The organism is Actinophytocola sp. (genome assembly GCF_035942955.1).
Lineage (GTDB): Bacteria > Actinomycetota > Actinomycetes > Mycobacteriales > Pseudonocardiaceae > DASYTH01.
The window spans coordinates 1-22,623 of record NZ_DASZCQ010000155.1; the positions used below are offsets into that span (position 1 = coordinate 1).

A 22,623-nucleotide genomic window follows, 5' to 3' on the forward strand; every position below is an offset into this window, starting at 1 on the left:
CGACAACCGCTCATCCGGAGCTGGAGGGGCTGGGTCGCTACCAGTTCGGCTGGGCCGACCCCGACGTCGCAGGCGCGAGCGCGGCCCGCGGCCTGTCCGAGGCGGTCGTCCGGGACATCTCGGGGAAGAAGAACGAGCCGGAGTGGATGCTCGACCTTCGCCTCAAGGGTCTCCGGCTGTTCGAGAAGAAGCCCCTGCCCACCTGGGGCGCCGACCTGTCGGACATCGACTTCGACAACATCAAGTACTTCGTGCGCTCCACCGAGAAACAGGCGACCACCTGGGACGAGCTCCCCGCGGACATCAAGAACACCTACGACAAGCTGGGCATCCCCGAGGCCGAGAAGCAGCGGCTGATCGCCGGCGTGGCCGCCCAGTACGAGTCCGAGGTCGTCTACCACAAGATCCGCGAGGACCTCGAGGAGCAGGGCGTCGTCTTCCTCGACACCGACACGGCCCTCAAGGAGCACGAGGACCTGTTCCGCGAGTACTTCGGCTCGGTCATCCCCGCCGGCGACAACAAGTTCGCCGCGCTGAACACCGCCGTCTGGTCGGGCGGGTCGTTCATCTACGTGCCGCCCGGCGTGCACGTGGAGATCCCGCTGCAGGCCTACTTCCGGATCAACACCGAGAACATGGGCCAGTTCGAGCGGACGCTGATCATCGTCGACGAGGGCGCGTACGTGCACTACGTCGAGGGCTGCACCGCGCCGATCTACAGCTCGGACTCGCTGCACTCCGCTGTGGTCGAGATCATCGTGAAGAAGGGCGGCCGCTGCCGGTACACCACCATCCAGAACTGGTCGAACAACGTCTACAACCTGGTCACCAAGCGGGCCAAGGCCGAGGCGGGCGCGACCATGGAGTGGATCGACGGCAACATCGGCTCCAAGGTCACGATGAAGTACCCGTCGGTGTTCCTGATGGGCGAGCACGCCAAGGGCGAGGTGCTGTCGATCGCGTTCGCCGGCGAGGGCCAGCATCAGGACGCCGGCGCCAAGATGGTGCACATGGCACCGCACACGTCATCGACGATCGTGTCCAAGTCGGTCGCGCGCGGCGGTGGCCGCACCTCGTACCGCGGTCTGGTGCAGGTGAACAAGCGGGCGCACAACTCGCGCTCCACGGTGAAGTGCGACGCGCTGCTGGTGGACACGATCAGCCGGTCGGACACCTATCCCTACGTGGACATCCGCGAGGACGACGTGTCGATGGGCCACGAGGCCACCGTGTCCAAGATCAGCGAGGATCAGCTGTTCTACCTGATGTCCCGCGGCCTGACCGAGGACGAGGCGATGGCCATGGTGGTGCGCGGGTTCGTCGAGCCGATCGCCCGCGAGCTGCCGATGGAGTACGCGCTGGAGCTGAACCGGCTCATCGAGCTGCAGATGGAAGGGGCCGTCGGCTAGATGACCGCCACCGCACAGACCCCGCACTCGCACGGAGCGGTGGTCCCGACCTCCTCGCGCGCCCAGTGGTTCACCTCGTTCGACGTGAACGCCTTCGAGGTGCCCGGCGGCCGCGAGGAGATCTGGCGCTTCACCCCCATGCGCCGGCTGCGTGACCTGCACAAGGGCGCCGCCGCAACGGGTTCGGCCCTGGTCGAGGTGAGCGCCGGTCCCGAGGTGACGGTGGAGACCGCGGCGCGCGGCGACGAGCGGTTGGGCGCCGCGGGCACGCCGGGCGACCGGATCGCCGCGCAGGCCTGGTGCTCGTTCACGGAGGCGACCGTGCTCACCGTGCCGCGCGAGACGGTCGTGGCCGCGCCGGTCATGGTCACGGTGACCGGGCCGGGTGAGGGGCGGACGGCGTACGGCCACCTGCAGGTGCGGGCCGAGCGGTTCGCCAAGGCCGTGGTCGTGCTCGACCACCGGGGCTCGGGCAGCTACGCGGACAACGTCGAGTTCATTGTGGACGACGGCGCCCGGCTGACCGTGGTGGCGGTGCACGACTGGGCCGACGACGCGGTGCACGTGTCCGCTCAGCACGCCCGGCTCGGGCGCGACGCCACGCTCAAGCACACCGTGATCACCCTTGGCGGCGACCTGGTCCGGGTGTCGCCCACCGCGACGTTCACCGGCCGGGGCGGCGACGTGGAGCTGCTCGGCCTGTACTTCGCCGACGCCGGCCAGCATCTGGAGCACCGGACCTTCGTGGACCACGCCGTGCCCAACTGCCGCAGCCGGGTGACGTACAAGGGCGCGCTGCAGGGCGAGGGCGCGCACACCGTGTGGATCGGCGACGTGCTGATCCGGGCGGCGGCCGAGGGCACCGACACGTTCGAGCTGAACCGCAACCTGGTGCTCACCGACGGCGCCAGGGCCGACTCGGTGCCGAACCTGGAGATCGAGACCGGGGAGATCGAGGGCGCCGGGCACGCCAGCGCCACCGGCCGGTTCGACGACGAGCAGCTGTTCTACCTGCAGGCGCGCGGGATCCCGGCGGAGACCGCGCGGCGGCTGGTAGTCCGCGGCTTCTTCCACGAGATCCTGCTGAAGATCGACGTGCCCGAGGTGCGGGAGCGCCTGGAGGCCGCGATCGAGGCGGAGCTGGAGGCGGTCGGCATATGACTGGTCCTACCCGCCCACCATCCCCCACCCACGTCCCCGTCCTGCCCGTCTGCGCGCTGTCCGATTTGGACGACGGCAAGCCGCTCGGCGTCGAGGTCGGCGACGTGCCCGTCGTCCTAGTGCGGCAAGGCGATTCCGTGCACGCGCTGCGCGACGAGTGCTCGCACGCCGAGCTCGCCCTTTCCGAGGGCGAGGTCACCGCGCGCGGGTTGGAATGCTGGCTGCACGGGTCCTGCTTCGACCTGCGCACCGGAGCGCCGTCCGCGCCGCCGGCCACCGAGCCGGTCGCCGTGTACCCCGTGACGATCACCGGTGGGATGGTCCACGTGGACCTGATCCCGATCAACCTGAGCTAGAAGGAACCTGATGGCCACCCTTGAGATCAAGGACCTGCACGTCTCGGTCGTCGCCGACGAGGTCGAGAAGGAGATCCTCGCCGGCGTCGATCTGACGATCAAGGCGGGGGAGACCCACGCGATCATGGGTCCGAACGGGTCGGGCAAGTCGACCCTGTCCTATGCGATCGCCGGACATCCCAAGTACACGGTGACGTCCGGGTCGGTCACGCTGGACGGCGAGGACGTGCTCGCGATGAGCGTGGACGAGCGGGCGCGGGCCGGGCTGTTCCTGGCCATGCAGTACCCGGTCGAGGTGCCGGGCGTGTCCATGTCGAACTTCCTGCGCACCGCGGTGACCGCGATCCGCGGCGAGGCCCCGAAGCTGCGGACCTGGGTCAAGGAGGTCAAGGAGGCGATGTCCGCTCTGGACATCGACCCGGCCTTCGCCGAGCGCAGCGTGAACGAGGGCTTCTCCGGCGGGGAGAAGAAGCGGCACGAGATCCTGCAGCTGACCCTGCTCCGGCCGAAGATCGCGATCCTGGACGAGACCGACTCCGGCCTCGACGTCGACGCGCTGCGCGTGGTGTCCGCCGGCATCAACAACTTCAAAGCCGCCGGTGACGTCGGGGTCATGCTGATCACCCACTACACCCGGATCCTGCGGCACATCACCCCGGACTTCGTGCACGTGTTCGCCGGCGGGCGAATCGTGGAGTCCGGCGGCTCCGAGCTCGCCGACCGGCTCGAGGACGAGGGCTACGTGCGGTTCACCGGCAAGCAGGAGCCGGCCAGCATCGGCTGAGGGAGGGCGTCATGTTGGATGTCGAGGCGATCCGCAAGGACTTCCCGATCCTGGACCGGCGCCTCGGCGACGGGCGCCAGTTGATCTACCTGGACAGCGCGAACACCTCGCAGAAGCCGCGGTCGGTGATCGACACGCTGACCGAGCACTACGAGCTGCACAACGCCAACGTGGCGCGCGCGGTGCACCAGCTCGGCGAGGAGTCGACCGCCGCGTTCGAGGGGGCTCGGGACAAGGTCGCGGCGTTCATCAAGGCGCCGAGCCGGGATGAGGTGATCTTCACCAAGAACATCAGTGAGGGCCTCAACCTGGTCGCGAACGTGCTGGCCTGGGCGGAGCCGCCGTACCGGGTGGGTCCCGGTGACGAGGTCGTCATCACCGAGATGGAGCACCACTCCAACATCGTCCCGTGGCAGCTTTTGACCCAGCGCACCGGCGCCACGCTGCGTTGGTTCGGGGTCACCGACGACGGCCGCCTCGACCTGTCGAACATCGACGAGCTGATCAACGAGCGGACCAGGGTCGTCGCCATGGTGCACGTGTCCAACATGCTGGGCACGGTCAACCCGGTCGCCGAGATCGCCCGCCGGGCCCACGAGGTCGGCGCGCTGGTCGTGCTGGACGCCGCGCAGGCCGTCCCGCAGCTGCCGTACGACGTGATCGCCACCGGCGCCGACCTGATCGGGTTCACCGGGCACAAGATGGTGGGGCCGACCGGAATCGGCGTCCTGTGGGGCCGGCGCGAGGTGCTCGAGGCGCTGCCGCCGTTCCTCGGCGGTGGCGAGATGATCGAGGACGTGCGGATGGAGCGGTCCACCTACGCCGCGCTGCCGCACAAGTTCGAGGCCGGCACCCCGCCGATCGCGCAGGCCATCGGGCTCGGCGCGGCCGTCGACTACCTGTCCGGCATCGGCATGGACGCCGTCGCCGCGCACGAGCGGCAGATCACCGGCTACGCGCTCGAGCGGCTGCAGGCGGTGGAGGGGCTGCGCGTGCTGGGCCCGACCACGGTGGCCGACCGCGGTGGGGCGATCAGCTTCACGCTGGGCGGGCTGCACCCGCATGACATCAGCCACGTGCTCGATGCGCACGGCATCGCGGTGCGCGGCGGCCACCACTGCGCCAAGCCGCTGCACCGGCGGTTCGGCGTGCCGGCGTCCACCCGCGCCTCGGCCTACCTCTACACCACGCAGGCGGAAATCGATGCGCTCGCCGATGCGTTGGAACAGGTGAAGCGCTTCTTCGGGGTGGTGTGACCGTGCAGTTGGACTCGCTGTACCAGGAGATCATCCTGGACCACTACAAGCACCCGCACCGGCGCGGGCTGCGTGAGCCGTTCGACGCCGAGTCGTACCAGCTCAACCCGACCTGCGGGGACGAGGTCACGCTGCGGGTGCGCCTTGCCGGGTCGGGCGAGCTGGCGACCGTCGAGGACGTCTCCTACGAGGGCCAGGGCTGCTCGATCAGCCAGGCGTCCACGTCGGTGCTGACCGACCTCGTGGTGGGCCACAGCCTGAAGGAAGCCATGTCCACAATGGACGCATTCGTGGAGATGATCCAGGGCCGCGGCCAGGTCGAGCCGGACGAGGACGTGCTGGAGGACGGCGTCGCCTTCGCCGGTGTCGCGAAGTATCCGGCCAGGGTGAAGTGTGCTTTGCTGGGGTGGATGGCATTCAAGGACGCGGCGACCCGCGCCGATGGAGGCGAAGCCCGATGACCGAACCCCGCGCCGACATAGCCGCCGTCGAGGACGTCGAGGAGGCCATGCGCGACGTGGTCGACCCCGAGCTGGGCATCAACGTCGTGGATCTTGGGCTGGTGTACGACATCAGGGTGGGCGAGGACAACGTCGCCCTGCTGGACATGACGCTGACCTCGGCGGCCTGCCCGCTGACCGACGTGATCGAGGACCAGACCCGCGCCGCCCTCACCTCCGGCCCTGGCGGCGGCCTGGTCAGCGACTTCAAGATCAACTGGGTCTGGATGCCGCCGTGGGGCCCCGAGCGCATCACCGAGGACGGCCGCGAGCAACTGCGCGCCCTTGGCTTCACCGTCTGAGGTGGCCGACCTCGCCGGCCTGCTGTCCGCCGCGGCGGCCGACCGGCCACCCCCGGCCGACGGCACCGTCACCGTCGTCGACCCGCCGGACCCGCGCTCGGTCGGCGTGTTCGCCTTCACCGCCCACCACGTGATCTCCGCCCCGGTCGAGCCCGGCTGGGTCCGCTCCGTCCTGCCCGCGGGCGACCTGTCGGCCCCGCTCAACCCGCCGTTCCTCACCGCGCTGACCGCCCGCACCGGCCGCAGGATCAACAACATCGACGCCGTGTTCGTGGCCGCGGCGCCGGCCGGGGCGCCGCTCGACCTGCGCCCGGGCACCGACGCCGAGCACGCCCGGGTGGCCAGGGCCCGCGCCCACCGCGCCGACGTTCGCGTGTGGACGGTGCCCGGCGGCGTCCTGGTGCTGGGCCGGGGAGTGGCCGGCCGCTGGGAGGTCGCGGTCGAGGTGGACCCCGCCGCCCAGGACCGCGGCCTGGGTCGCACCCTGTTCGCCGGCGCCGTTCACCTGGTGCCCCCGGGTGAACCGGTATGGGCCCAGGTCGCCCCGGGTAACGCCGCCTCGATCCGCGCCGTGCTCGCGGCGGGCTACCGTCCCGCCGGCGCCGAGGCCCTACTGGTTCCGGCCTAGCCGGCTCTCGATGATCTTCGCGGCGCGCTCGAGGGTGGCCAGCTCGGTCCGGGTGGCGCCGGCGAGCAGGGTGGCGATCAGGTTGACCCGGGCGGCGCGGCCGCGTTGGAGGATGCGGCGGCCGGCGGGGGTGGCCTCGACGAGCACGATCCGGCGGTCGGCGGTGGAGCGGTTGCGGCGGACCAGGCCGGCGGCTTCCAGGGCGTCGACGAGCTTGGTGATCGCCGGTGGGGAGACCCGCTCGGCCTCGGCAAGGCGGCTGATCGGCTGCGGGCCGCCGAACACCAGCACGGACAGCAGGGAGGCGCGCGGACCGTCCAGGTTCATACCGACGTCGGCGGTCGCCGCCCGGCGCAGCAGGTGGACCGTTGCCGAGTGCAGCAGGTCGGCCGTGTCGCGGACCGCCGATTGACCGAGTTCCTTAACCATGGTTATCCTTTCACCTTGGTTAAGAATAGGAGGGATCATGGCCGTAGGTCCAGTGGGGCAGATCCACATCAGCGTGACCGACCTCGATCGCGCCATCGGCTTCTACCGGGACGTGCTCGGCATTCCCATGCTGTTCCGGGTGCCCGGCCAGCCGATGGCCTTCTTCCAGTCCGGCGGCGTGCGGCTGTACCTGGGCGTTCCGGAGTCGCCGGCGTTCCGGAGCACGGCCCTGGTCTACTTCACCGTCGAGGACATCGACGCCGAGTACGCCCGGCTGGCGGACGCGGGCGTCGCGGTGGCCGAGCCGCCGCACGTGGTCCACCGGGACGGGCGGACCGAGCTGTGGATGGCGTCCTTCGCCGATCCGGACGGCCAGAACCTCGCCCTCATGCAGGAGCGGCCTTGCCCCAACTGACGATCCCGGACGTGATCGCGCCCGACCTCGCGGTGCTGTTCTGCGGGATCAACCCGGGGTTGTACTCGGCCGCCACCGGGCACCACTTCGCCAGGCCGGGCAACAGGTTCTGGCCGGCGCTGCACCTGTCCGGGTTCACCCCGCGGCGGCTGCGCCCCGACGAGCAGGACCTGCTGCTCGACTACGGCCTCGGCATCACCAACCTGGTCGCAAGGCCCAGCGCGCGGGCCGACGAGCTGACCCCGGCCGAGCTGCGCGCCGGGGCCGCGCGCCTGACCCGCCTCGCCGCCGAGCACACGCCACGGTTCGTCGCCGTCGTCGGAGTCTCGGCCTACCGCACCGGCTTCGCCCGTCCGAAAGCGACCGTGGGCGAGCAGCCGGAGCGGATCGCCGAAGCCCGCCTGTGGGTCCTGCCCAATCCGAGCGGCCTCAACGCGCACTATCAGCTGCCCGCCCTGGCCGCCGAGTTCCGCGCCCTACGCGAGGAGGCAATGGGTTCGCGCCCTGCCAACGGAACCTCAGGGGTACCGTGACGGCACCCAGCCACAATCACCCGTGATCCGCACTATTGGCTGGAACGCAACGACAGCAGTTGAATCCGGAGAGGCGGACCGTGGCTGGAGTGCCGCGTGCGATCTTCGGCCCGGTGGTCCGCCCGTCGACCTACCGGCGCTGGGTGTACCTGATCCTCGGCGGCGCCGTGCTGGTGCCGTTCATCCTGCTCGCCGCGTTCATCCTGCCGTCCCTGCTGCCGGCCCGGGTTCCGGCCTGGCTGGTGATCGGGTCGGTGGTCGTGCTCGTGGTCGGAGTCAGCATCCCGGTGTCGTTCATCCCGGCCGTCCGGGTGATCGAGGGCACCGCGGCGCGCGAGCTGCTCGGCGACGGCGTCCCCGAGCAGGCCGGCGCGCGGGCCATGTCGTGGGAATCCCGCTGGCGCTTCGCCGGGTGGTTCGTGCTTCACCTGATCGTGGGCGGAGTGATCAGCACCCTCACCCTCGCGCTGCCGCCGACGCTGGTCCTGTCGCTGCTGGCGCCGTTCACCGGCTCGATGGATGTCCTCGGCCTCGCGCTGCGGTTCCCCACGGGCCTGATCAGCGCCTGGGTTCCGGTCGCCGCCCTGCTCGGCCTCGTCGTGCTGGCCTGGCTGGTGATCGGCACGACCACGCTGGCGATCCGGGCGGCGCCGTTCCTGCTCGGGCCGACCGCGGCCGAGCGGCTTGCCGAGCTGCAGCGCCGGACCGAGTCGCTGGCCGAGCGCAACCGGCTGGCCAGGGAATTGCACGACTCGGTCGGCCACGCGCTGAGCATCGTGACCATCCAGGCCAGCGCGGCGCGCCGGGTGCTCGACACCGACCCGGCGTTCGCCCACCGCGCGCTCGGCGCGATCGAGGAGTCGGCCCGCGGCGCGCTCGCCGAGCTCGACCACGTGCTCGGCTTGCTGCGCGAGGACCGATCCGCCGACACGCCACAGTGGACACTGGCCGATCTGCCGCGGCTGCTGGACAAGACGCGGATCGCCGGGGTCGACGTGAAGTCCACTGTGGAGGGACAGCTGGCCGCGGTGCCGGCCGTGGTGTCCCGGGAGGCGTACCGGATCCTGCAGGAGTGCCTGACCAACGTGGCGCGGCACGCCGGTAGGGTTCCGGTCGCGCTGCGGCTGGCCGCGTCCGACGACGAGCTCGCCCTCGACCTCAGCAATCCGCTCGGCAACCGGGCCGCGGCATCCCGCAACGGCGGCGGGCGCGGGTTGGCCGGAATGCGCGAGCGGGTCACCGTCCTTCGTGGACAGATGACGGCCGGACCGGAGGGTGACCGGTGGCGGGTGAGCGTGCGGATACCACTGGGAAAGGGCGGCCGCGGGTGACGGACGGAAAGACGGCGGTGCTGCTGGTCGACGACGAGGAGCTGATCCGCGCCGGGCTGCGGGCGATCATCGAGGCGGAACCGGACCTGACGGTGGTCGGCGAGGCCGGCGACGGCGCCGAGGTGCTGCCCATGGTCACCAGACTGCGGCCGGACGTCGTGCTGATGGACGTGCGGATGCCGGCGGTGGACGGCATCCAGGCCAGCCGGCACCTCGTCCAGACCCTCACCGACCCGCCGAAGATCCTGGTGGTGACCACGTTCGAGAACGACGACCACGTCTACGACGCGCTGCTGGCCGGGGCCAACGGGTTCCTGCTCAAGCGGGCCCGGCCAGAGGAGATCGTGCGGGCCATCCGGGTCGTGGCCGGCGGCGACTCGCTGCTGTTCCCGGCCGCGATCCGGGCGCTGGCCGCGGCGCGCGGCGGGCGCCGGGGCGGGCGCGGGCTCGACCACGCCGGGCTGACCGAGCGCGAGGCCGAGGTGCTCCGGCTGATGGCCACCGGCCTGTCGAACACCGAGATCGGTGAGCGACTGTTCGTCAGCGTGCAGACGGTGAAGACCCATGTCGGAAACGTGCTGGCCAAGCTGCAGGCGCGGGACCGGACCCAGGCGGTTATCACGGCCTACGAGTCGGGCTTCATCACTCCCGGTTAAGGCAGGCCCGGGGTGGTCCAGGCAGAATGGACCGGGGGCGGATGGTCGAGGGAGGCACGCGGGTGGCTGCTGGTGATCTGCGCGGGGTCGTCGCGCTGGACGGCCCGTCGGGCACCGGCAAGTCGACCGTGGCCCGCCGCCTTGCCGGCCTGCTCGGCGCGCGCTACCTGGACACCGGGTCGATGTACCGGGCGGTGACCCTGGCCGTGCTGCGCGCCGGCGCCGATCCGGCAGACGAGGCGCGGGTGATCCCGATCGCCGAGGCCGTCGACCTGCGGGTGGGCACCGATCCGGCCGCCCCGACCGTGCACATCGGCGACGAGGACGTCGCGCACGAGATCCGCGGCGGTCCGGTGACCCGCGCGGTGTCCGCGGTCTCGGCGATCGCGCGCGTGCGCGAGCTGCTGGTGGCCGACCAGCGGGCGATCATCGAGCGGGAGCTCGACCGGGGCGCCGGGATCGTGGTCGAGGGCCGCGACATCGGCACCGTGGTCGCCCCGGGCGCCGCCCTCAAGATCTTCCTCACCGCGTCCTCCGATGCCCGCGCGCGCCGGCGGGCCCGGCAGGACACCGCAGAGGGTCGTATGTCCACAGTGGACGAGGCGCGCCGGGATGTGGACCGCAGGGACCGGTTGGACTCCTCCCGGTCGGCCTCGCCGCTGCGTGCCGCCGAGGACGCGGTCGCGGTGGACACTACCGAGCTGGACCTGATGGGGGTGCTCGACCGGCTGGTGGCCATAGTGGACGAACGGGGTCTGCGCGGGGTGGCGGCCGGGAGCGACCAGAACACGCTGCGCGCCGGGTGGTGACGATGGCCCCCGCGCTGCCCGACGGCGCCGTGCCGTGGCTGCACGATTTCGCCCGCTGGCTGGGCACCTGGTTGTACCGCCCGGTGTTCCGGATCCGGATTCACGGCAGGGAGCGGATTCCCGCCACCGGCCCGGTCGTCCTGGTTGCCAACCACAGCTCCTTCATTGAGCCGCAGATGCTGTTCGGGTTGGTGGGCAGGCGCGCGGTCTTCCTCGTCAAGGCCGAGCTCGGCCGGGGGATCCTCGGCCGGCTGCTGCGCTGGCTCGGGCAGCTGCACATCCGGCGCGGGGAGCCCGACCGGGGACCGCTGATGGCGGCAGTACAGTTCCTGCGCGAGGGCGGGCTGGTCGGCGTGTTCCCCGAGGGGCGGCGTGGCAGCGGGGACGTGCTGCAGGCCGAGCGGGGTGCCGCCTGGCTGGTCCGGACCACCGGCGCGGTCGTGCTGCCCGTGGCGACGCGGGGCACCGCCCGGCCGCCGGGCACCGGGCGCCGGTTCCGTCCCGAGGTGGACGTGCTGGTCGGTCCGCCGTTCGCCCTGTCCGTCCAACGTGGACGGTCGGGACTGGTCGCCGGCACGGAGGAGATCCGGACTCGGCTGGCCGACCTGGTGCGCGAGGTGGACGAGCTGCGGGTGAGACTTCAGACATGACTGAGTTGGACGGAAGCTGGGCGGACGAGTCCGAGTGGACCGCGGTCGACGAGGAGTTCAGCCACGGCGACTCCGACGGCGACCAGCCGCCGCAGCCGGTGCTGGCCGTCGTCGGGCGGCCGAACGTCGGCAAGTCCACGCTGGTGAACCGGATCCTCGGCCGGCGAGAGGCCGTCGTGCAGGACAAGCCCGGCGTGACCCGGGACCGGGTGGCCTACGACGCGCTGTGGAGCGGCCGGCGGTTCACCGTCGTGGACACCGGCGGCTGGGACCCCGGCGCCACCGGGCTCGGCGCCGCCGTCACCGACCAGGCCGAGCTCGCCATGGCCACCGCCGACGCCGTGCTGCTCGTGGTGGACGCCACGGTCGGGGCGACGGCCACCGACGAGGCCGCGGCCAAGGTGCTGCGCCGGTCCAAGAAACCCGTGCTGCTGGCCGCCAACAAGGTCGACGATGACCGCCTCGTCGCCGACACCGCGTCCCTGTGGTCGTTGGGGCTCGGGCATCCCCATCCGGTCAGCGCGCTGCACGGCCGCAACTCCGGCGACCTGCTGGACGCCATCCTGGCCGCGCTGCCCGAGACCCCCGCGGAGACCTTCGGGGTGCGCGGCGGCCCCCGCCGGGTGGCCCTGGTCGGCAAGCCCAACGTCGGAAAGTCCAGCCTGCTCAACCGCCTCGTCGGGGAGAACCGCGCGGTCGTCGACCCGGTCGCCGGCACCACCGTGGACCCGGTCGACTCCCTCGTCGAGCTGGACGACGACCTGTGGCGGTTCGTCGACACCGCCGGCCTGCGCAAGCGGGTCAACACAGCCAGCGGCACCGAGTACTACGCGTCGCTGCGGACAAGGGCGGCCATCGAGGCGGCCGAGGTGGCCATCGTGCTGATGGACGCCAGCGAACCGATCACCGAGCAGGACCTGCGGGTGCTGACCATGGTCGTCGACGCCGGCCGGGCCCTGGTGCTGGCCCTGAACAAGTGGGACCTGGTCGACGAGGACCGCCGAACCCGGCTGGCCCGCGAGCTGGACCGTGATCTGGTCCGTGTCCCGTGGGCCGAACGGGTCAACGTGTCGGCCCTGACCGGCCGGTCCGTGCGCAAGCTGGCGCCGACGTTGCGCAGAGCCTTGGAGTCGTGGGACAAACGAGTCCCCACCGGTCAGCTCAACACGTGGTTGTCCGAGCTGATCGCCGCCACCCCGCCGCCGGTGCGTGGCGGCCGGCAGCCCAAGGTGTTGTTCGCCACCCAGGCTCAGATCCGCCCGCCCACTCTGGTGCTGTTCACCACCGGCTTCCTCGAGGCTGGCTACCGTCGGTTCCTGGAACGTAGGTTCCGCGAACGCTTCGGCTTCACCGGCAGCCCGATCCGGATCTCCATCCGCGTCCGCGAGAAGCGCCCGCGTAAGCGCTGACCAGGCCCGGTTGGGAGGGCCGGGCGAACCCGGCTGGGCCGTGATCTGATCCGTGTCCCGTGGGCCGGGCGGGTCAACGTGTCCGCCCTGACCGGCCAGCTCAGCACGTGGTTGTCCGAGCTGATCGCCGCCACTCCGCCGCCGGTGCGTGGCGGCCGGCAGCCCAAGGTGCTCTTCGCCACCCAGGCCCAGATCCGCCCGCCCACCCTGGTGCTGTTCACCACCGGCTTCTTGGAAGCCGGTGTCGCCGGGACCTGGAAGGCAAGTTCCGCGAACGCTTCGGCTTCACCGGCAGCCCGATCCGGATCTCCATCCGCGTCCACGACAAGCGCCCGCATAAGCGCTGACCCCGCCATTTACCCTGTGCGTACACAGGCGCTCAGGGGAGTGGCAGTGACGCGGGTCCGGGTGGTGATCGCCGACGACGAGCGGCTGCTGCGTGCCGCGCTCGGCGTGTTGCTCAAGGCCGACGCGCGCATCGACGTGGTCGCCGAGGCCGCCGACGGCGCGCAGGCTCTGGAGGCCGTCCGGGCCCACCAGCCCGACGTGCTGCTGCTTGACGTCCAGATGCCCGGCGTCGGCGGGCTCGACGTGCTCGGCGAGGTGCTCAACCTGCCCAAACCCCCGGCGACCGCGATCCTGACCACGTTCGACCTCGACGACTACGTCGCGACCGCCCTCGAACTGGGCGCGCAGGGCTTCCTGCTCAAGGACGCCGACCCGGACATGCTGGTCCGCGCCGTGCTGGATCTCGCCTCCGGCGGCGCCGTCCTCGATCCCCGGATCACCGCGCGGCTGCTCCCGCAGCTGCGCGTCGCCGGCAGCGCCCTGCAGCAGCGGGCCGTGTTCGACTCGCTGAGCGCGCGCGAGCGGCAGGTCCTCGAGCTGCTGGCCGGGGGCAGCCCCAACGCGGAGATCGCCGCCAAGCTCGGCCTCACCGAAGCCACGGTGAAGAGCTACGTCTCGACCCTGCTGACCAAGCTCGGCGTCCAGAATCGCGTGCAGGCCGCCCTCCTCGCGCAGCGTGTGATCGGGGGATGAGTGCCGTAGTGTCACGGTGATTAGGGGGTGAGCATGCCGCGCTGGTTACGGGTGGTGCTCGGCGAGATCCTCGTGGTGGGGATCCCGGTGGCGGCCACCCTGCTGTCCCACCCGACCGCGTTCTCCTTCGCGGTCCCCACCGCCCTGGTCGCCTCCTGCGCGCTGCCACTGCGGCTGCGCTGGCCGTGGCTGGCGATGCTGTTCTGCCTGCCCGCCCTGGCCGGCGGGCTCGGCTGGCCCCCGGCGATCATCGCGCTCTACCGGATCGGGCGGGTTTCCCGGAGCTGGACCGTCGTGGTGGCCTGGGTCTGCGTCGGGCTGGCGGCGATGCTGCTCCCGCTGCACCTCAAGGTGGCCATGCCATGGCCGGACCGGGTGTGGAGCGTGGCGTTCGCCGTGGTCGGCCTGGCCGGCCCGGCGGCGTTCGGCGCCCTCGTCGAGGTCCGGCGCCGGCTTCGGGAAAGCCTGTCCGAGGTGCGCCGGGCCCGCTCCGCCGAGCTCGACGCCCGCCTGGAGAGCGCCCGCGCGGCCGAACGGGCCCGGATCGCCCGGGAGATCCACGACGCCGTCGGCCACCACGCCACGCTGATCGCCGTGCAGTCCGCCGCCCTGGCCGCCACCGCTCCCGACGACGCGACCAGGGAGGCCGCGCTGCGCCTGCGGGTGCTGGCCAAGGAGTCCCTCGCCGAGATGCGCGCCGCCCTCGGCCTGATCAACGACTCACGCCCCCCGCTCGGCCTCGCCGACCTCCCCAAACTCCTCACCCGAGTATGCCGCGCGGGCCTACGCATCGAGTTCGACGGCGACATCGACGGCGACGGCGACGATGTCGACCCGGCCGTGGGACGGGCGATCTACCGGATCGTGCAAGAAGCCCTCACCAACGTGACCAAACACGCCCCCGCCTCCGCCGTCCGGGTCAAACTCGTCCGCGACGGCGCCCACGTCCTCATCTCCGTCGTCAACGGCCACCCCACCCGCCCCGCCCCCCGCCCGGACGACACCGGCGGCACCGGCCTCGAAGGCCTGGCCGAGCGCGTCCGCGCCGTCGGCGGCACCCTGCGCACCTCGACCCTGCCCGACGGCGGCTTCTCCGTCCTCGCCGAGCTCCCGATCTCCGCCCCTACCAAAGTCGAGTCGGCTCGCTCGACTTCCGGCGGTACTACCGACCAGATGGCTGAGCCATAGTTGCGCCTGTCGGCGTCGCAGGGGGAGCGACGAATGGGCCGAGGGGATCGCAGGGACTCGCCGCCAGCGAGTCCCTGCATGCTGCCACAGGCGTTAGCCAAGCGGCGCCGACACCAAACGTCGGGGCCGGTGCGGGGTGCGCTAAACTCCAGTCGCACTCCGCACCGCGGAGCGCAGCCGGGCTGTGGCGCAGTTTGGTAGCGCACTTGACTGGGGGTCAAGGGGTCGCAGGTTCAAATCCTGTCAGCCCGACGCAGGTCAGGCCCCGTCCACCGAGGAGTGGACGGGGCCTGACTACGTCGGCGAGTGACTAACTGAGTAACTGTGCCGCCACGTCTCGGAAGGGCCCTCACGTGACATCCATGCTCGGCGCTGGATCAGCTGACTCGCCGGAGCCGCCCGCGGAGGACGATCTGCCCGCGTTGGACAAGGAGGCATTCGTCTGTCCGCGTTGTGGGGTGTATGCGCATCAACACTGGCAGATACTTGGTGTTGGCGAGGGCGAGGTGGTCGAGGTCCCGGGAAGGCACAGCTACCGGTCGATGTGGAAGGAAGCGCGGTGTAGTCGTTGCAGCAAGCCATCGGTATGGCGACGCGATCAGATGATCTATCCGCTGGCGCGGCTTGGTGCGCAACCACATGCGGACATGCCCGACGAGGTACGGCGCTTGTACGACGAGGCATCCACGGTGGCGGCGGTATCACGTCGAGCTGGAGCGGCGCTGGCGCGGGCGATGGTGGAGCGGCTGATCAAGGTTCTGGACCCAAGGGCACCGAAAGGCGCGAAGCTGGATACGCGGATCGATCGTATCCGGGGACGGGTGAGTACCCCATTGGGTGAGATGCTCGAGGTGGTGCGCTACCTGGGCAACAAGATGCTGCATGTCGAGGAGCCGGACAAGCTGGGGTGAGTTGGTTGTCCTGGCGTTGGATGACACTGAGGGTCCACCTCTGGTGGAGATGCTGCTAGAAACGGCGAACGATTTGGTCGACGAGCTGGTGACTAAGCCGAAGACAATCGCAGGGTTGCGGGATCGCCTACCGGAGCCGATCCGGGCCAAGCTGGGCGGTGCTCCCGGCCAGCGCACGGCTGCCGGTGAGTGACCACACTGGTCAGATCCCGTCCACTGTGGAGTGGACAGGATCTGACCCCACGTCGGGCGACTATGCCGCTGTGTCCGGGAAGATGCGGTCCATCTCGTTAGCACCTTCTTCGATCACTGGGCGGAGTTGGTGGCGGTAGACCCGTTCGGTCACCGTCGTGTCGCTGTGCCCGACCAGGTGGGAGATGATTTCGATGGACACCTTGGCGTCGGAGAGCAGGGACACGGAGCTGTGCCGCAGCTCCCGGGGTGTCCAGTCCTGAGGGTTGAGCCCGGCCGCCTTGAGGATCCTGCGGAACCCGCGTAGCACGTTGTGCCGGTCCATCTCGGTGCCGACCTCGGAGGGGAACACCAGGCCGTTCTCCTGCCACCGGTCTCCGGCCCGCTTCCGCAGTGCGTCCTGTCGAGCGCGTTGCTTGCGCAGCTCCCGGACGACCCGCTGTGGGATGGCCAGGGAACGGCGAGACTTCCTGGTCTTGGTGTCACCTCCGGTCCGCACCGACCGGAATATGTCAACGTGCGGCAGCGGCTTCTGTTCGTCGTCGCTCGACTCAACCGTGTCCTCCAAGAGGTGAACGTGCTCCCACCCTCAGTGGATGTGCGCTTCTTCGGTTCGGACGCCGCCGAGAAGCGAGGTGATGACGTAGGCACCCATCGTCGAGTCGTCAGCTTCCGCTGTGGCTGCACTGCTTCGGCCTGGTCGAAATTCAGTGGTTTTGAGGGGCGGCCGGTTTGTCCGGTCAGGCAGTCGCATAGCAGTGCCACATTCCGCTTTACCTTGTCTCGTGCCTGAGCGAAGGTGATAACACGTCGCAGTAGCGAGAGAATCAATCGCAGTGTGCGAGTGCTGAGCTTCTCCGCCCGCTCAGCAAGCCATTTGTCCACGTCGTCGGCGGAACTCACGGAGCTTACGCCTACCCAGGTGCGGGATAATGTGGGTCTCCGCAAGGTGCCGGTAGTTGTCGACGGTGGCCTTGTCGTGGCCCTTGAGCCCGAACTTTGAGCCACGTGGTGACGGCGTCGCGCACGTAGTAGTTCTCCGGCGCTACCGGCAGGCCGTCGTCGATGCCCGGAGCATCTCCTTGAGCTTGTCCTTGGCAGCGGTCTTAGTCTTACCGCTAGCCTTCCGGACAATGCGCTTGCCGGGGTGTAGCCAACTGTCACGGTCGCGATCCAGCGCTGCCGTTGAGCGTCCCAATGCAGTCCGCCGTCACCCCGGCTAGGACGCTTGGTCATATTTCACCTCAGCTTCGTGGATGAGCAATTGGACGTATTCGTTGATGGCCACAGCGGGAATCAATCTTGAGCGACCCTGGGTGACCGACCGGAGTCGTCCGGCACGGATTTGTTCGAAGATGACGGATCGGCTCATGGACAGGAGTTGCATGGCTTCGGGGATTCGGTACAGGTGCCGTTCGGGCACTACGGTGTTCAGTGGTTCCATGAGTCCTCCTCCCCGTCGTTGTTGTCGGTGGGTAGGTAGCGGCTCCAGGCATCGGCGAATCCCAGTTGGCCGCTGGTGGGGTAGGCGACGTAGCCCTTGGTGATCTGGCCACCCGTGCGGAACGGGACGGGTGTGACGTGGTATTGCGCCAGCTCCCGGGCGAGTCGTCGTGGGTCGAGGGGCCGGCCGCCGTTGATGTCGCCCCACGGCGCCTCGTCGAGCGCTACCAGGTCGGTCAGGATGTCGACGTGGCCAGCCGGTCGGTTTCCCGGTCGGCGAAGATGGTGCGCAGGTCTGCCAGGAGCTGCACGCCGGTGGTGACGGGCTGCTGGTCGGCTTCGCGCACGAAGTGCGCGCAGGCTTGGCGGGCGGTGTTCGGCCAGTGCCACCAGCGGCATCGGCGATGGCCAGCAGAGGCTCCCAGATCTCCCGGGAGCGGTTGGCCACTCCGGGTGGCATGGCCGGCTCCGCCTCGCCAAGTGCTTCGCCGATGCCGCCGATCCATGCGGCCAATGCCTCCCGCAGCGGTTCCGCCTCGCGTTGGACGACGCGCTCCCGGAACTCCTCCGCCGTCTCGTCCCGCTTCTTACGTCGCATGTGGACGGTGATGGCGCAGGTGGTGATGGTGGGTAGCATCCCTCCGGCGAGCCCGACCAGGACGACCGGGGAGTAGACGGGGGGCGTTGGACGCTGTGGCTGTCGCCGACGCATCGCGCGACGTAGGCGGTGCGTTTGTAGCCGGCGTTGAGCATCGCCCGGAGGTCTTCGTTGGCGCCACCCCCACTGGTGAAGGTGGCGTCCACCTCGTCCCAGAGCAAGGTGATCGGCCCGTTGTTGGCGACCATGCGGAACACCGCCGGGGTGGAAGCGTTGAGCACCATTTCCGGCTTGGCCACCAGGTATTGCCCGACCTCGATCACCAACGTCTTGCCGGAGCCGGGTTCGGCGCTGGAGATGACCAGGCGTGGCGTGACGTAGAAGTGTTCCGCGGCGTGGGTGTGCGCGTACCACAGCGTCAGCATCGGCGCGCAGTGCTCATGCGGGAACACGATGAACCGGGACACGAACGTGGTGACCGCGTCCAGCAGCGGGGCACCGGTCAGCCGGTTGGTTTCCACGAGTCGCAGTGCGTTGGTCATGCAACGCTCCTGGGACGGTTGGCTCCGGCGCGTAGGCCGGAGGTGATGGTCAGGTGGGCTTGCCGCAGGCTGTAGGCACCGTCGGCGACGTGCCCGGCCGCGGCAGCGATCAGGGTGTCTCGCACGTCCTGTTCGGACAGTGCGCGACCGGCGACGAGTTGTCCGAGCGCACAGGCCGCGTAGTACAGCGCCCAGTTGCGTCCGGTCTGTGCGGAGGTGACCCGTTCCACCTCCCCGTCGATTGCGGCCTGCAGGAAGGCCCTACGGCGGCCGTGGACGCGCGAACCCGGCGCGGCCGGGACTTAAAGGGGATTAGGCGCTCACAGAGCCACTGGGGCAGTGGTTGCGGTTGCCGGTCATGTTCGATCTCGTAGGGGCGTCCGTCCACAACGGAGCCCGCCGCGACCACGTGTCCGCCCAACGCGCGGGTGTCGACCTTCCAGCCGAGTCCGCGTCCCCGGCCGCCTCCGGTGTTGCGGAGCTGGATGCCCGGCGGGACGGTGTAGTAGAGGTGCGTTCCACCGCTGGGGGTGCGCACGGTGAACGTGTCCCACGGGACCGGGTGGCCGGCCTGTTCGCACACGGTGGCGAACACGTCGAATCCGTCGTGGATGCCGGGCAGGTTCCACTCGTCCGGACGGGGCTTGTCGTCGACCTTCGGCACGTCCAGGTTCACCACGACCAGACCGGACGGGCCGGTCGCGACCGCGACGTTCCACCCGTGCTTGGCCCACAGGGCGCGGTCTCGTTCGGTGAGGGTAGACACCGCGCGCTGTTCGGGGATGCGGTGACCGTCGCGGCAGTCACCGGACCGGTCGCAGTGGTCGGCACCGTGCAACGCCGGATGCTTGCTGCCTGTCCGCAGCGGGAAGACGTACCAACCGCGCTCGGTCGCGGCCACAGCAGCGACGACCAGATCGTGTGCTCATCGGTCCGCCTCCACGGGTGGGTACAAGAAGTCGTGCAGGCATTCCGGGCAGAACTGTGCTGCCGCGAGTTCTGCCCACATGGGAAGACTCAGGTCGGTCAGCGCCAAGTTTGTGCGCAGTCAGCAGGTCCCCCGCCGTGAAAGTCACCCGCTCGCCAGAATCGCAGCGTTCCCGTTCGAGTCAGGCCACTTGAAGCACTTTCCTCGCTCTGGATGGCTCCTGCTTGGCATCACGCAGCCTGAGATCGTCGCCGAACACTCGTTCCGTGTCGGCCTTGTCGGGATCGCACTTGCTGCGCTTGAAGGTGCCGACCCTGGCCGAACAGCCGCCCTCTGCTTGATGCACGACGTCCACGAAGCTGGATCGGCGATGTCCCTTCGGTTGGACGTGCATACGTCACGACGGCAGTGCCGCAGGCCGTTACTGCTCACCAAACCGCGGGCATGCTCGATGAGATCGCCAAGGTCTTTCAGGCGATGACCGCCGAGTACGAGGCCACGGAGACACTGGAATCGAAGGTCGCCCACGACGCCGACAAGATCGAGACCCTATTGCAGACCTCCGAGTACAGGACGCAGGGATACGCCGCCGAAGCCTGGCAGGACACGTCAATTCACGCTCTACGTACCGAATCCGCAAAACAGCTCGCACAAGCGATTACAACTTCCAACCCGCGCGGGTGGTGGATGGCATTTGCATCGAGCTACCACGAGCTGTGAGCCAGCACCCGCGCACGCCAGGGACTCAAGCACTGATGCACCTTCCGCGTGTGGACGCGGTGACGTTCGTGGCGTGGTTCCTGACCGTGTCCGGGCACCCGGTTACACCCCCCAGACTTGTGGTGCCACACTGCTGCCAAAGTCGGTTACTGCCGTACAGGCATAACATCGCAGGTCAGTCGCGTGTGGCACAGTAACCCGCTCGGGCACCCCGATTACCCCCGCTGTTACAGGGTTCTGGGGGTGCGGGAGGCTGCAACAGGGGGTAACCCCGGTACTTGGAGCGTAGCCACCCGAAACACTGGCCTGACCAGCGACGTTACAGATGTAACCAAGGTAACCGACGTCTAGATGATTGATTCCTAGATTCCGGTTGGTGCGGCGTGGCGGCTTGATCAACAAAGGGGAGGAGGGCATCCATGATCGCTCGTGACTGCAGATCTAGATACCCTCCTGACCGCACTGTACGTGGTGATCGACGATCATGTGATCCCGCCCCAACAGCGCCGGGCGGGTCGCCCAAGAAGCTGACCGACGCCGAGTTGGTGTGTCTGGCGGTGGCCCAGGTCCTGCTGGGTGCCCGCTGGGAGCATCACTGGCTACGCCTGTGCTACGCCCGGCTGGGACACCTGTTTCGGTATCTGCCCAAGCAGCCCGACTACCACAAGCGGATCAAGGCCGCCGCGCCGCTGATCTGCCAGATCACCCGCTACCTGGCCACGCTGTGCCCGTCGTGGACCGACGATCTGCGGCTGCTGGACGCCACCCCGGTCCCTGCGGCACCTCGCGGGAAACGGCCAAACGCTCGGATCTGGTCGGGTGGGCCAACTACGGCTACTGCGCCTGGCACTCCCGCTGGTATTGGGGCCTGAAGCTGTATCTGATCACCACCGTCGAGGGCATGCCGGTGGCCTGGCGTCTGGCCGACCCGAAGATCGGGGAACGGGAGGTGTGCGAGGAACTGCTCGGTCATGCCCGCGATACCGGTGCGCTACGGCAGGGCATGGTCGTGCTGGCTGACAAGGGCCTGGCCGGCAAAGACATCGAACGCTTCGCCGCCGACATCACCGGCGTCCTGCTCGCCCGACCGGACCGCAAAGACGAAAAGCGCCGGTTGGGCAACCTTGCCGGCATGCGGCAGTGGATCGAAGCGATCTACGACACGCTCAAAGACCAGCTCACCCTGGAAGGCCACGGCGGGCGCACCCCCGCCGGGGTCTTCGCCCGCATCGCCCAACGCCTACTCGCCCTAGCCGCCGTGATCTGGCACAACTGGAAGATCAACGCCCAGGTCAAACGGTCCCTCATCGCCTACGACCACTGAAGATCAATAAGGAATCAGTCATCTAGGCCGGGGCGGACAGAGGGATCGTGGATCGGTCAGGTTTGCGTCATACAGTTTCGCGCCCGGACGGGGATGTGCATTGGCCGGCTGCCTCCGCGCGGATCTACTGGCCGTCTATACTTCCGTTTGTGTCATACGACAGTCACGGGCAACGTCGTCGGGGTTTCGTCTTGCTCGCCACAGTTCTCGCGGCCATCGTTACTTGGCGGAACTGCGTGTCCAAATTCCAGCCCGCAAGGGTTGTAGGGCTCCTCGAGCCCAACTCCAATCTCCATGACAAGGGAATTCTGCGTAACAAGGGCGAAAACCATATGGTCGGTGGGAGCTTGGGAGAAACGATCAAGACGACACTAGGCTCGCTGCAGGTACTTGTCGGGCTGAATGTAGTGCTGCTCGGGTACTTTTTCATATTTCAATGGCTTTATGTAAGTAGCTATTATTGGGCATTTCGGTTGGAGCCGGAACAGGTTGGAGTAACAACCCAGTATCTTGTAATTCGAGCTGGCGTGGCGTTCCTGGGATTTGCCGCCCTTGTTGCGGCAGCATCTGCTATTTTGTATGTCCGCGAACGGAGGGGTGGCGGTGGAAGAAAAGGTCTGATATACCTGCTTTTTGCAGGACTACTTGCAGCGGGCGGGTCTCTGCTATACAATGTTAATACGGATGGGCGGTGGAGTTTCGATGTCGCCAATTACGGCGGTGTCGCAGTCGTTATTTCGGCAGCACTCGGTGCTTCCTATTTGATCCTGACGGGTGTCATGCGGGATAGGCCTCGACGGTTCTACCTAGGATTAATTGTCGCCGCCATTATAGCAATGGGCAATTTAGTATTCCAGTTTCTCAGCGGTCGCATAAGTGCCGAAATAATACAAGATGAGATGCACAAGGGGGAGTAATGAGTCCGGGTACTATGCTCCCAGTATGGGTGTGCCTATTGCTGTGCGCGGGCTAGTAGAGTACAAGGCGGAAGGGTTCAATGATGGGAGCGTCAAGAACTCATGTGGGCTATTTTTGGGATCGAACTCTGGAACGACATACGTCTATGGCCCAATAGTCATCTCTCGAGTTGATAATACGGTAGTGATAG

26 protein-coding genes, 1 tRNA gene and 3 pseudogenes are annotated in these 22,623 nt (G+C 68.7%); 24 read left to right on the forward strand and 6 right to left on the reverse strand.

Translation table 11 applies throughout. The features are described from left to right. The 8 genes from sufB to VGX25_RS15395 form a co-directional block, all read left to right on the forward strand. A partial coding sequence (gene sufB, locus VGX25_RS15360) for a Fe-S cluster assembly protein SufB (protein WP_414635817.1) occupies positions 1–1,409 on the forward strand: 1,409 nt, incomplete at its 5' end. Beyond that, complete coding sequence (gene sufD, locus VGX25_RS15365; protein WP_326918463.1) at positions 1,410–2,570, forward strand: Fe-S cluster assembly protein SufD; 1,161 nt, start codon at positions 1,410–1,412, stop codon at positions 2,568–2,570. Further along, positions 2,567–2,926, forward strand: coding sequence for a non-heme iron oxygenase ferredoxin subunit (locus VGX25_RS15370; protein WP_326918464.1), 360 nt, complete (start codon positions 2,567–2,569; stop codon positions 2,924–2,926). The genes sufD and VGX25_RS15370 overlap by 4 nt, the downstream gene beginning before the upstream one ends. 10 nt (positions 2,927–2,936) lie before the next feature. Then, complete coding sequence (sufC, locus tag VGX25_RS15375; protein ID WP_326918465.1) at positions 2,937–3,710, forward strand: Fe-S cluster assembly ATPase SufC; 774 nt, start codon at positions 2,937–2,939, stop codon at positions 3,708–3,710. Positions 3,711–3,721: 11 nt separating this feature from the next. After that, the gene (locus VGX25_RS15380) at positions 3,722–4,966 is read left to right on the forward strand and encodes a cysteine desulfurase (RefSeq protein WP_326918466.1); all 1,245 of its coding nucleotides are present in this window, start codon (positions 3,722–3,724) and stop codon (positions 4,964–4,966) included. A 2-nt stretch (positions 4,967–4,968) separates the two neighbouring features. After that, positions 4,969–5,427, forward strand: a complete 459-nt coding sequence (sufU, locus tag VGX25_RS15385) for a Fe-S cluster assembly sulfur transfer protein SufU (protein WP_326918505.1) — start codon at positions 4,969–4,971, stop codon at positions 5,425–5,427. Then, on the forward strand, positions 5,424–5,768 hold the full coding sequence (locus VGX25_RS15390) for a metal-sulfur cluster assembly factor (RefSeq protein ID WP_326918467.1): 345 nt from the start codon (positions 5,424–5,426) through the stop codon (positions 5,766–5,768). The genes sufU and VGX25_RS15390 overlap by 4 nt, the downstream gene beginning before the upstream one ends. Beyond that, positions 5,752–6,396 carry an N-acetyltransferase gene (locus VGX25_RS15395; protein ID WP_326918468.1) on the forward strand — a complete coding sequence of 215 codons (645 nt, stop codon included), beginning with the start codon at positions 5,752–5,754 and terminating at the stop codon, positions 6,394–6,396. The genes VGX25_RS15390 and VGX25_RS15395 overlap by 17 nt, the downstream gene beginning before the upstream one ends. On the opposite strand, the gene VGX25_RS15400 is transcribed toward VGX25_RS15395, so the two are convergent. Further along, positions 6,379–6,825, reverse strand: a complete 447-nt coding sequence (locus VGX25_RS15400; protein ID WP_326918469.1) for a MarR family winged helix-turn-helix transcriptional regulator — start codon at positions 6,823–6,825, stop codon at positions 6,379–6,381. The genes VGX25_RS15395 and VGX25_RS15400 overlap by 18 nt on opposite strands. A 37-nt stretch (positions 6,826–6,862) precedes the next feature. On the opposite strand from VGX25_RS15400, the gene VGX25_RS15405 reads away from it, so the two are divergent. The 12 genes and pseudogenes from VGX25_RS15405 to VGX25_RS15460 all read left to right on the forward strand — a co-directional run bounded on the left by VGX25_RS15405 (position 6,863) and on the right by VGX25_RS15460 (position 15,768). Continuing rightward, a complete protein-coding gene (locus tag VGX25_RS15405; RefSeq protein ID WP_326918470.1) occupies positions 6,863–7,240 on the forward strand; it encodes a VOC family protein in 378 nt (125 codons plus the stop codon). Further along, entirely contained in the window at positions 7,228–7,773 is a 546-nt protein-coding gene (mug, locus tag VGX25_RS15410; protein WP_326918471.1) for a G/U mismatch-specific DNA glycosylase, read from the forward strand. Before VGX25_RS15405 ends, mug begins: the two co-directional genes overlap by 13 nt. A gap of 89 nt (positions 7,774–7,862) precedes the next feature. Further along, on the forward strand, positions 7,863–9,104 hold the full coding sequence (locus VGX25_RS15415; RefSeq protein WP_326918472.1) for a sensor histidine kinase: 1,242 nt from the start codon (positions 7,863–7,865) through the stop codon (positions 9,102–9,104). Further along, positions 9,101–9,760 carry a response regulator transcription factor gene (locus VGX25_RS15420; protein ID WP_326918473.1) on the forward strand — a complete coding sequence of 220 codons (660 nt, stop codon included), beginning with the start codon at positions 9,101–9,103 and terminating at the stop codon, positions 9,758–9,760. Before VGX25_RS15415 ends, VGX25_RS15420 begins: the two co-directional genes overlap by 4 nt. A 41-nt stretch (positions 9,761–9,801) precedes the next feature. Then, positions 9,802–10,569 carry a (d)CMP kinase gene (gene cmk, locus VGX25_RS15425; protein ID WP_414635818.1) on the forward strand — a complete coding sequence of 256 codons (768 nt, stop codon included), beginning with the start codon at positions 9,802–9,804 and terminating at the stop codon, positions 10,567–10,569. A gap of 2 nt (positions 10,570–10,571) precedes the next feature. After that, positions 10,572–11,219 carry a lysophospholipid acyltransferase family protein gene (locus VGX25_RS15430; RefSeq protein ID WP_326918475.1) on the forward strand — a complete coding sequence of 216 codons (648 nt, stop codon included), beginning with the start codon at positions 10,572–10,574 and terminating at the stop codon, positions 11,217–11,219. Beyond that, positions 11,216–12,628, forward strand: coding sequence for a ribosome biogenesis GTPase Der (der, locus tag VGX25_RS15435; RefSeq protein WP_326918476.1), 1,413 nt, complete (start codon positions 11,216–11,218; stop codon positions 12,626–12,628). Before VGX25_RS15430 ends, der begins: the two co-directional genes overlap by 4 nt. A gap of 33 nt (positions 12,629–12,661) precedes the next feature. Continuing rightward, a pseudogene (gene engA, locus VGX25_RS15440) lies at positions 12,662–12,975 on the forward strand (ribosome-associated GTPase EngA); the annotation flags it as partial. A gap of 40 nt (positions 12,976–13,015) precedes the next feature. Then, complete coding sequence (locus VGX25_RS15445; RefSeq protein ID WP_326918477.1) at positions 13,016–13,669, forward strand: response regulator transcription factor; 654 nt, start codon at positions 13,016–13,018, stop codon at positions 13,667–13,669. Between the two features lie 33 nt (positions 13,670–13,702). Further along, positions 13,703–14,857, forward strand: coding sequence for a sensor histidine kinase (locus tag VGX25_RS15450; protein ID WP_326918478.1), 1,155 nt, complete (start codon positions 13,703–13,705; stop codon positions 14,855–14,857). Between the two features lie 178 nt (positions 14,858–15,035). Then, positions 15,036–15,109, forward strand: a tRNA-Pro gene (locus VGX25_RS15455). 101 nt (positions 15,110–15,210) lie between these two features. Further along, entirely contained in the window at positions 15,211–15,768 is a 558-nt protein-coding gene (locus VGX25_RS15460) for a hypothetical protein (protein WP_414635819.1), read from the forward strand. Positions 15,769–16,021: 253 nt separating this feature from the next. On the opposite strand, the gene VGX25_RS15465 is transcribed toward VGX25_RS15460, so the two are convergent. The 5 genes and pseudogenes from VGX25_RS15465 to VGX25_RS15495 all read right to left on the reverse strand — a co-directional run bounded on the left by VGX25_RS15465 (position 16,022) and on the right by VGX25_RS15495 (position 19,444). After that, the gene (locus tag VGX25_RS15465; protein ID WP_326918479.1) at positions 16,022–16,459 is read right to left on the reverse strand and encodes a tyrosine-type recombinase/integrase; all 438 of its coding nucleotides are present in this window, start codon (positions 16,457–16,459) and stop codon (positions 16,022–16,024) included. Between the two features lie 720 nt (positions 16,460–17,179). Further along, positions 17,180–17,404 (reverse strand): helix-turn-helix domain-containing protein, encoded by a 225-nt coding sequence (locus tag VGX25_RS15470; protein WP_326918507.1) that lies wholly within the window; start codon positions 17,402–17,404, stop codon positions 17,180–17,182. Further along, positions 17,392–17,802, reverse strand: a complete 411-nt coding sequence (locus VGX25_RS35905; protein WP_422652979.1) for a DUF3631 domain-containing protein — start codon at positions 17,800–17,802, stop codon at positions 17,392–17,394. The genes VGX25_RS15470 and VGX25_RS35905 overlap by 13 nt, the downstream gene beginning before the upstream one ends. Continuing rightward, positions 17,801–18,115, reverse strand: a pseudogene (locus VGX25_RS35910) (DUF3631 domain-containing protein); the annotation flags it as partial. The gene VGX25_RS35905 and the pseudogene VGX25_RS35910, both read right to left, overlap by 2 nt. A gap of 537 nt (positions 18,116–18,652) precedes the next feature. Beyond that, positions 18,653–19,444 (reverse strand): bifunctional DNA primase/polymerase, encoded by a 792-nt coding sequence (locus VGX25_RS15495; RefSeq protein ID WP_326918482.1) that lies wholly within the window; start codon positions 19,442–19,444, stop codon positions 18,653–18,655. 106 nt (positions 19,445–19,550) lie between these two features. Here VGX25_RS15495 and VGX25_RS35685 point away from each other — a divergent pair, with 106 nt between their 5' ends. From VGX25_RS35685 to VGX25_RS15515, 4 genes and pseudogenes are all read left to right on the forward strand, one after another. After that, positions 19,551–19,952 (forward strand): HD domain-containing protein, encoded by a 402-nt coding sequence (locus VGX25_RS35685; RefSeq protein ID WP_414635820.1) that lies wholly within the window; start codon positions 19,551–19,553, stop codon positions 19,950–19,952. Then, the gene (locus VGX25_RS15505; RefSeq protein ID WP_326918484.1) at positions 19,916–20,191 is read left to right on the forward strand and encodes an HD domain-containing protein; all 276 of its coding nucleotides are present in this window, start codon (positions 19,916–19,918) and stop codon (positions 20,189–20,191) included. The genes VGX25_RS35685 and VGX25_RS15505 overlap by 37 nt, the downstream gene beginning before the upstream one ends. Before the next feature lie 429 nt (positions 20,192–20,620). Further along, positions 20,621–21,515: pseudogene (locus tag VGX25_RS15510) on the forward strand (IS982 family transposase). 191 nt (positions 21,516–21,706) lie between these two features. Then, positions 21,707–22,432 (forward strand): hypothetical protein, encoded by a 726-nt coding sequence (locus tag VGX25_RS15515; RefSeq protein WP_326918485.1) that lies wholly within the window; start codon positions 21,707–21,709, stop codon positions 22,430–22,432. Positions 22,433–22,623 lie beyond the last annotated feature (191 nt).

Coding starts and splice junctions, on each gene's coding strand:
- VGX25_RS15505 (WP_326918484.1), top strand. CDS start 19,916: ATGCTCGATGAGATCGCCAAGGTCTTTCAGGCGATGACCGCCGAGTAC.
- VGX25_RS35685 (WP_414635820.1), top strand. CDS start 19,551: ATGGGAAGACTCAGGTCGGTCAGCGCCAAGTTTGTGCGCAGTCAGCAG.
- VGX25_RS15450 (WP_326918478.1), top strand. CDS start 13,703: ATGCCGCGCTGGTTACGGGTGGTGCTCGGCGAGATCCTCGTGGTGGGG.
- VGX25_RS15380 (WP_326918466.1), top strand. CDS start 3,722: ATGTTGGATGTCGAGGCGATCCGCAAGGACTTCCCGATCCTGGACCGG.
- sufD (WP_326918463.1), top strand. CDS start 1,410: ATGACCGCCACCGCACAGACCCCGCACTCGCACGGAGCGGTGGTCCCG.
- VGX25_RS35905 (WP_422652979.1), bottom strand. CDS start 17,802: ATGCCGCTGGTGGCACTGGCCGAACACCGCCCGCCAAGCCTGCGCGCA.
- VGX25_RS15390 (WP_326918467.1), top strand. CDS start 5,424: ATGACCGAACCCCGCGCCGACATAGCCGCCGTCGAGGACGTCGAGGAG.
- cmk (WP_414635818.1), top strand. CDS start 9,802: ATGGTCGAGGGAGGCACGCGGGTGGCTGCTGGTGATCTGCGCGGGGTC.
- VGX25_RS15430 (WP_326918475.1), top strand. CDS start 10,572: ATGGCCCCCGCGCTGCCCGACGGCGCCGTGCCGTGGCTGCACGATTTC.
- VGX25_RS15470 (WP_326918507.1), bottom strand. CDS start 17,404: ATGGAACCACTGAACACCGTAGTGCCCGAACGGCACCTGTACCGAATC.
- der (WP_326918476.1), top strand. CDS start 11,216: ATGACTGAGTTGGACGGAAGCTGGGCGGACGAGTCCGAGTGGACCGCG.
- sufC (WP_326918465.1), top strand. CDS start 2,937: ATGGCCACCCTTGAGATCAAGGACCTGCACGTCTCGGTCGTCGCCGAC.
- VGX25_RS15400 (WP_326918469.1), bottom strand. CDS start 6,825: ATGGTTAAGGAACTCGGTCAATCGGCGGTCCGCGACACGGCCGACCTG.
- VGX25_RS15405 (WP_326918470.1), top strand. CDS start 6,863: ATGGCCGTAGGTCCAGTGGGGCAGATCCACATCAGCGTGACCGACCTC.
- VGX25_RS15370 (WP_326918464.1), top strand. CDS start 2,567: ATGACTGGTCCTACCCGCCCACCATCCCCCACCCACGTCCCCGTCCTG.